We start from the raw sequence: 686 nt of genomic DNA on the forward strand, positions 1-686 counted from the left end.
CTTCTTTTTCCCCTTCCCTCCTTTCCCCTCCCCTTCCCCCCTCCTTTCTCTTCTCTTTTTTCCCCCCCTTTTTTTCCCCTTCCCCTTTCCCTCTTCCTTTTTCTTCCCCTCTTCTTTCCTCTTCCTTTCCTCCCTTTTTCTCCTCTTCCCCCCCCTCTCCCTCCTTTTCCTTTCCCTTTCCCCTCCCTCTTTTCCTCTTTTTTTCCTCTTCCTCCTCCTTCCCCTCTTCTCTTCCCTTCTTTTCTCCCTTTTCTTCCTTTTTTTTTTCTTCCTTTCCCTCTTCTCCCCTTTTTCCTTTTTCTTCCCTCTTCCCTCCTCCCCCCTCTTTTCCCTCTCCCTCCTCTTCCCCCTTCCTTCTCTTTTTTTCCCTTTCTCCTCCCCTTCCTTTTTTCCCTCCTTCCCTTTTTCTTCTCCCTCCCCCCTTCTTTTTTTTCCCCTTTCCCTCCTCCGCTCTTTCCCTTCCTTCTCCCTCTCTCTTCTTCCTCCCTCCCCCCTTCCCCCCTCTCCTTCTCTCTTTCTCTCTTCTTTCCTTCTCTTTCTTCTTTCTTCCTTTTCCTCTTCCCTCCTCCCCCTTCCCCCCCTCCCTCCCCCCCCTTCTCCTTCTCTTCTTCCCCCCTCTCTTCTTTTTCCTCCCCTTTCCTCTTCCCTCTCTCTTTCTTTCTCTCTTTTCCTCTTTTCCTTCCCCC

1 protein-coding gene is annotated in these 686 nt (G+C 51.0%); it reads right to left on the bottom strand.

Annotated elements, in window-relative coordinates; translation table 11 throughout:
- On the bottom strand, positions 1-686 hold a 686-nt coding region (locus tag K5R16_RS22715), incomplete at both ends, for a hypothetical protein (RefSeq protein ID WP_220740541.1).

The sequence above is a fragment of the Shewanella sp. c952 genome, from assembly GCF_019654975.1.
Taxonomy (GTDB): Bacteria; Pseudomonadota; Gammaproteobacteria; order Enterobacterales; family Shewanellaceae; genus Shewanella.